This is a genomic window from Prevotella sp. P4-119 (assembly GCF_002251345.1).
Lineage (GTDB): Bacteria > Bacteroidota > Bacteroidia > Bacteroidales > Bacteroidaceae > Prevotella.
In genome coordinates, this window is sequence record NZ_NPJB01000078.1 from 1 (window position 1) to 6,055 (window position 6,055).

The 6,055-nt window shown below is 38.3% G+C and carries 8 protein-coding genes; 6 read left to right on the forward strand and 2 right to left on the reverse strand.

The window, feature by feature from the left end:
• Window positions 1–155 precede the first annotated feature (155 nt).
• From CIK89_RS08405 to CIK89_RS08430, 6 genes are all read left to right on the forward strand, one after another.
• Window positions 156–1,070: a YafY family protein gene (locus CIK89_RS08405; protein ID WP_094390938.1), complete on the forward strand. Its 915-nt coding sequence runs from the start codon at window positions 156–158 to the stop codon at window positions 1,068–1,070.
• Between the two features lie 158 nt (window positions 1,071–1,228).
• On the forward strand, window positions 1,229–2,071 hold the full coding sequence (locus CIK89_RS08410; protein ID WP_094390939.1) for a hypothetical protein: 843 nt from the start codon (window positions 1,229–1,231) through the stop codon (window positions 2,069–2,071).
• Window positions 2,072–2,088: 17 nt separating this feature from the next.
• Window positions 2,089–2,700 carry a hypothetical protein gene (locus CIK89_RS08415; RefSeq protein WP_094390940.1) on the forward strand — a complete coding sequence of 204 codons (612 nt, stop codon included), beginning with the start codon at window positions 2,089–2,091 and terminating at the stop codon, window positions 2,698–2,700.
• A 14-nt stretch (window positions 2,701–2,714) separates the two neighbouring features.
• The gene (locus CIK89_RS08420) at window positions 2,715–3,299 is read left to right on the forward strand and encodes a hypothetical protein (protein ID WP_144007384.1); all 585 of its coding nucleotides are present in this window, start codon (window positions 2,715–2,717) and stop codon (window positions 3,297–3,299) included.
• A gap of 2 nt (window positions 3,300–3,301) precedes the next feature.
• Window positions 3,302–3,874 (forward strand): metallophosphatase domain-containing protein, encoded by a 573-nt coding sequence (locus CIK89_RS08425; protein WP_094390942.1) that lies wholly within the window; start codon window positions 3,302–3,304, stop codon window positions 3,872–3,874.
• Window positions 3,871–4,542 carry an endonuclease/exonuclease/phosphatase family protein gene (locus CIK89_RS08430; RefSeq protein ID WP_094390943.1) on the forward strand — a complete coding sequence of 224 codons (672 nt, stop codon included), beginning with the start codon at window positions 3,871–3,873 and terminating at the stop codon, window positions 4,540–4,542. Before CIK89_RS08425 ends, CIK89_RS08430 begins: the two co-directional genes overlap by 4 nt.
• 27 nt (window positions 4,543–4,569) lie before the next feature.
• On the opposite strand, the gene CIK89_RS08435 is transcribed toward CIK89_RS08430, so the two are convergent.
• Window positions 4,570–5,247 carry an NUDIX domain-containing protein gene (locus CIK89_RS08435; RefSeq protein WP_094390944.1) on the reverse strand — a complete coding sequence of 226 codons (678 nt, stop codon included), beginning with the start codon at window positions 5,245–5,247 and terminating at the stop codon, window positions 4,570–4,572.
• Window positions 5,248–5,582: 335 nt separating this feature from the next.
• Window positions 5,583–6,055 (reverse strand): hypothetical protein (locus CIK89_RS08440; RefSeq protein WP_144007385.1); only part of this gene is annotated, 473 nt, incomplete at its 5' end.

Consider the following 6,055-nt stretch of genomic DNA (forward strand, 5'->3'; position numbering starts at 1 on the left):
CTTCATTGTCAATACTCTTGGAGCTTTGGCAGCATATTGCTTCTTTCCTAAGAAACCTACAATTGCCGTTCAAAGGACTATTGATAGACAATTGACCTTATTCTAATTCGTCGAACTCACGTTAATTTAATAAATTTGCAGAAAAATTCTGAATCATGATCAGTAAAACATATCTCAGATATATTTGGCTGCTTGACACTATCAAGCGATCAAAATATCCTCTCACCTTTGAGGATATTGTTAAGAGATGGGAGGCTTCTCCCTATGCCTATATGGGTGGTTTACCAATACGTACCTTCCACGAACACCGTAAAGGTATTGAAGAAATGTTTGGAGTTATCATAGAATGTGATAAATCCAAAGGTTACATATATTATATAAAGAATCCAGAAGTCCTGATCCAAAATCCTTATGCACAACTTTTATTACGTAAGTATAGTGTTCCTCAGGACTTCTCAACCTTCAATATGATGCGTGACCGTATTTTGTTGGAAGAGATACCCCATGGTACTGGTTACTTCGACTCCGTTGTTGAGTCTATGAGGACAAATACAGAACTTGTGATTGACTATCAACGATATGAGGGACAACGAGAAACACTTACAATGCAGCCTTATTCTATGAAGGTATATAACAGAAGATGGTATGTACTTGGCTATATTAAAGAAAAGGAATCAATCAGGCATTTGGCATTGGAAAGATTTCTTGACCTTCATACGACAACTAACAAGTTTGAATTTCCAAAGGACTTCATCCCTCGAAAGTACTATGACAATGTCGTTGGAATATACGTGAACGAAGACCTTCCTGTCGTTAATCTGAAGTTAAGGGTGTATGGTGTGCAGATGGAATACATGAGAATGTTACCACTCCATAAGTCACAAAGTGAGGTCAAATCACGATACGGCGAATTCGCTGAGTTCACCTACAGAGTGTGCTTGACACCTGAATTAAAGTCAAAGATACTGGCATTAGGACCAAACGTTGAAGTGTTGGAACCTGTGGAATATAGAGAAGAGATAATGTCCCAAATTAGTGCCTCTCTTGACAGATATATGAAAAAAGATTAAGAAATCTAATAATGTTCTGCGGAGTTTGTGCATACAATACCCCAAAACACCCGATTTCACCCTTTTTCATTCGTATATATAATATAGACACATAATTTCGATAGTACAATGAATAAGAAAATTACAAACCGCATCATAAACTTGAAAACAACTAAACTATGGCAAAAGTATCAATGAAACTTCTCACCGACTTGATTCACGATGAGTACAAAAAAAGCAATATCCAAGTATCTGTCAAGAAAAATCCTGTCTATCATGTTTCGCCACTGATTAATCTCACATCTGAACAGCAAAAGATTTTATCCGATGGAGATGGTCAGACTGAAGATCAGTACAAACAGATAAATTCCTCTACCGGTCTTGCAGTTAATTACTATAAGATATTGGAAGAATTAGCTAGTATCACAGATCTTATTTTCGAAAATAAGATAGCAAAGCCACTAAACAAGGGTGGAAGATTTGCAAATCTTGACGTCAGTTACAAGAAAAACGGTGTACTACATTATGTAGAGAGTAAATTCCTTGAACCATACTATAGTGGTAATGAAACGATAAAAGATTCATATCTTGATATAAGCAAATACCCTGTAGAGGTTGAAGAAAACAAAGAAGAATGGCGCAATCTTTTTAATAAGGCATCAGAATTTGAGTACTACAATTTCTCACAACTCTGTCGCCATCTCCTTGCTTTATACAGATATACTCATGGCATCAAAGGTTCTGAATATAAGGGAGAGCAAGTTGTTCTTCAAAGTGTTACATGGGAAATGACTCCACAATTTATGAAGAAATTAGATCAGAAGAACTCTATTGATATGCAGAAAAGGATTGAACAACTCCAAGACGAAGCGAATAGATGTCAGGAAATCTTCAATGCGTTTATAAGTAACATAGGATGGAACAATATGAAGTTCCAAACACTACATTATAATGACATGCTGGATGACATCAAGTCAAGCAAACACTACGCAGAATTCTGTAAAAGATATTTCTTTGATTAACAATTTCTTTTATCAATATGAGTACGAATCAACCAACAAAAAAGCTTTCCACTCCTGGATATGTATCAACGAATATAAAAGATACAAATGAGAAAGCACTTCAGAGAGCTTTACTTATGCAGGGCACATCCCTTCTTGATGGAAAAGAAGTAAAATGGCTTGACATCGAGTTACCCATTGAATTTTCAGAGAACAGCCGCCGTAAAAGTGTTGATATAATCGGCATAGATACACGCGGACGATTCTATCTTTGCGAACTCAAATTTTCAGGCAACTCTGACACACCAAGGGATGCAGAATCTCAACTTCTGGAATACTTTGAATTGATAAAGTATAATGCTCAGAAACTTGAAGACAATAATATACATCACAAGAAGCAGGAATCCTTCAGTTGGATAGAATTAGCGCTATCTTACCCTAAACTGTGTATAATGGCAGATGCTACTTATTGGTGCAAATGGGAAAATAAAGTAGAGAAAGTAAAGTTACAACATCCTGATAAAGTAAAATGCTTTGCTATTGACATTGATTCTGATATATTTGCTAATCAACGAGCCGTAAAAAGCGGAGAGCAATATACTCCTTCCTTGGAAGAGAATCACTGGCACAGTCTTTATACCTATTCATGATAAATTTCAGAATTATGAAACCTTTGAAAATTATTCTATGCATAATAGCACTGGTAGCTGTATTCTTCTGTGGTGTAGCCTATCAGTCATATTCAAACCATACTGATGAATATGTGGAATCAAAAGACACTGTAGAAACAACCAAAACTCAGGAGGAAATTGACAGAGACAATGAGAAATTTTATGAGGAGTACGAAAAAGAACGTTTAGCATTGAAAGAAGCTATAAAAGAAGATGATCCAGAATTGTACGCCTACAGGTATCAAGAATATGACGAAATCGTTATAGGTTTGTGGGAGCCAATTCTTGACCCTAAGACAGAACCATACCGTTATGAGTTCCAGAAGAACGGAAAATGTCAGCGTTATTGGCATAGCACATACGAACCACGAGAATGGCTGGTTATAAATAAAGGGCAATATAAAATTACTGCAAACATATTGACTTTTCAATTACAAAAGCCTAAAGGTGGAGTCATTGATGTGGAATGGAATATCCAAGAAATTGTAGATGGCAAGATGATGGTTACATACGAGGAATATGACAAGTTCTCTAAAACTTACAGAACCTGTGAGTTAAAATTAAAAAGAATCAAATAGCCATGCGAATACTCCAAATATCCGACACTCATAACATGCATCAGCAACTGACTAACATGCCAGCTGCTGATGTTATAATACATTGTGGTGACTTCGCAGATAATGGCACAGAGGAAGAAACTCTTGATTTCCTCAACTGGTTCATAGAACTCCCATATCCTCACAAGATATTCGTAACAGGAAACCATGACCTCTGTCTATGGGATGCTGAAGGCATAGAAGACCTCCCAGAGAACGTCCATTTCCTCCAGGATCGAGGATGTGATATTGAGGGCATGAAATTCTTTGGACTGGCGTACAATCATTCGGAAGAACTTCTTCCAAGCGGAATAGACGTACTTGTCACACATGAACCGCCAATAATGATACTTGATCAATCGTCAGGAACCCATTGGGGCAATGCACCTCTTAGGAATAGAGTTTTTGAGATTAAGCCTAAATACCATTTGTTTGGTCATGCTCACGATGCATACGGTTCAAAGAAAATAGAAGATACAGTTTATTCAAATGGTTCTGTAATGAACGACAAATATGAAATCTGCCACAAGGCAAAACTCTTTCTATGCAAACAATGAAAATACTGACATACAACATACATCGCTGCAATCAGGAGAAGATTGACAACATCCTGAAGAGAGGAGCTGACATTATGGTTCTGCCTGAATGTGCGTGCCCGGAACAAGTCGTTCTTCCAAATGGCTATGAAATGACATGGGTAGGACAATATGACTTCAAAGGACTTGGAGTCATTTGGAAAAGTACTGTAAAATGCGAGGTTGCGCCATGGGCTGATGAAGAGCACAAGTACATGATTCCCCTTATCATCAACGGCGAATGGCTACTTCTCGCAACATGGCCAACAATTGTGCCTGGAATAAAGAAAACCTATCCTCAGATCTTACTGGAGTGTCTGAAGGCTTACTCTGATCATATCAAGGAAATGCCAACGATGATAACAGGTGACTTCAACTGCTACATAGGTCAGGGTGGAGTAAGCAAGCAAACCGGAACCTTCGAGCAATGTATTGAATACATGCGTGAACTCGGTCTGCATAGTGAGTACCACGAACGTACCCATGAGGAATTTGGCAAGGAAAGTTCATGCACATATCATCATCAGTTCAAGGATGATATGCCTTTCTTCATAGACTTTACCTTCACTAACATTCCGCTCTTTGCCTATATGATAGGCGGTTGGGAACGAAATATGAGTGATCACAATCCCCAGATAATAGTAATATAGAATTTTCTTCAATCTATATATAATCATCTAGAACGCATTCCTGTTCTCAATCTGTTCACGGTACTTCTCTTCATCAAATGTATAGAGAGTACCAGGACGGCCATTGTTGCGTACCTGCTTGTCTGTAGGAACAATATAGCCGAGTGCAGTCATTTTCTTATGGAAGTTGCGACGGTCAAAAGTCTGTCCAAGCACAACCTCATATATGGTCTGTACCTGTGTCATGGTAAATGTCTTGTTGAGAAGACGGAATGCCAGAGGTTCGTATGTAATCTTCCAACGGAGCTTTTCCAGTGCCACACGGATAATCTCCTTGTGGTCGAAAGCAAGTTCAGGGAGTTCTGATATTGGGAACCACTGAGCCTGTGCAGCATCATCACCTGCTATCACCTCATATTTCTCCTGACGTACGAAAGCCAAGAATGCTATGGTCTGCACTCTTTCACGGGGATCACGATCAACACCGCTGAATACATGGAACTGCTCCAGATATACATCTTTTATATTCGTCTCTTCGCAAAGTTCTCGTTTGGCTCCCTCCTCTACCGTTTCGTCCATACGGAGGAAAACTCCAGGCAAAGCCCAACTCCCTTTATATGGTTCCAGACCTCGCTCTATGAGGAGAATATTTATGCTCGACCCATCAAAGCCAAATATTACACTGTCTGTAGTGACAGCAGGATGAGGATATTTATATGTGTACATACTACATGGTTTTTCAATTACTGGTGCATAGATAATGCGTTATTTTGACGCAACCAAATATTTTGGCGTAAAAATGACGCAATAAGCGAAGATTTTGATTATTCCGAGCTTTTTGAGCATAAAAGGCGAAGAATTATCCGCTATCTCTCTGGTTAAAGAAGGAATAAGCCATGAAGACGCTATTGATCATATATGTTTCAACACAGTCAGGACATTACCTTACATGCCAGAAGCAAGACCAGTCATCATTGATGACACCTGAATGGAATAATGTTTCATACCAAAATTTTGAGAGGAACCGACTCATCAAAGAGTAGGTTCCTCTTTGTTTATCTTTATTTTCTTAAAAACGTATTTAAATATAGTGCAAATTCTTCTGGCATATGAACCTTGATGTAAGCCAATTTGTAGCATATCATCGCTCTGTTTCTAAAGAATTTCCTGTTTGAGAGTGAATGTTGGCGCAAATCTATCTCATGCAGAACAATCTTTATAGCCGAACCATGTTGTTCTTTCTCTTCATCAGAAAGCGAATCTATATATGCAAGAATCTCGTCTTTCTGTTCTTTCCAGAGTAACATGCCATGTGTATCACTAAGGATTTCCTTTACCCTCTCCATTTCTGTGAACCTTGGATATGTAAATGGTTGTATCTTCTGTATTTTCAGATATGTATAGATGTACGGATTAACTGCCAACCCATGGCTAAGTGCGATTGTTGCTGTTAATTCATCCATATCCTTAGGCTTAATCTGGAGAAGGTCATACTTGTCCCATTCGGATTCCATCATAAAGATACCGTCTGTGT

Bases quoted from the DNA above. Each gene is read 5' to 3' on its own strand.
- CIK89_RS08420 (WP_144007384.1), top strand. From the start codon at position 2,715: ATGAAACCTTTGAAAATTATTCTATGCATAATAGCACTGGTAGCTGTA.
- CIK89_RS08405 (WP_094390938.1), top strand. From the start codon at position 156: ATGATCAGTAAAACATATCTCAGATATATTTGGCTGCTTGACACTATC.
- CIK89_RS08415 (WP_094390940.1), top strand. From the start codon at position 2,089: ATGAGTACGAATCAACCAACAAAAAAGCTTTCCACTCCTGGATATGTA.
- CIK89_RS08410 (WP_094390939.1), top strand. From the start codon at position 1,229: ATGGCAAAAGTATCAATGAAACTTCTCACCGACTTGATTCACGATGAG.
- CIK89_RS08430 (WP_094390943.1), top strand. From the start codon at position 3,871: ATGAAAATACTGACATACAACATACATCGCTGCAATCAGGAGAAGATT.
- CIK89_RS08435 (WP_094390944.1), bottom strand. From the start codon at position 5,247: ATGTACACATATAAATATCCTCATCCTGCTGTCACTACAGACAGTGTA.
- CIK89_RS08425 (WP_094390942.1), top strand. From the start codon at position 3,302: ATGCGAATACTCCAAATATCCGACACTCATAACATGCATCAGCAACTG.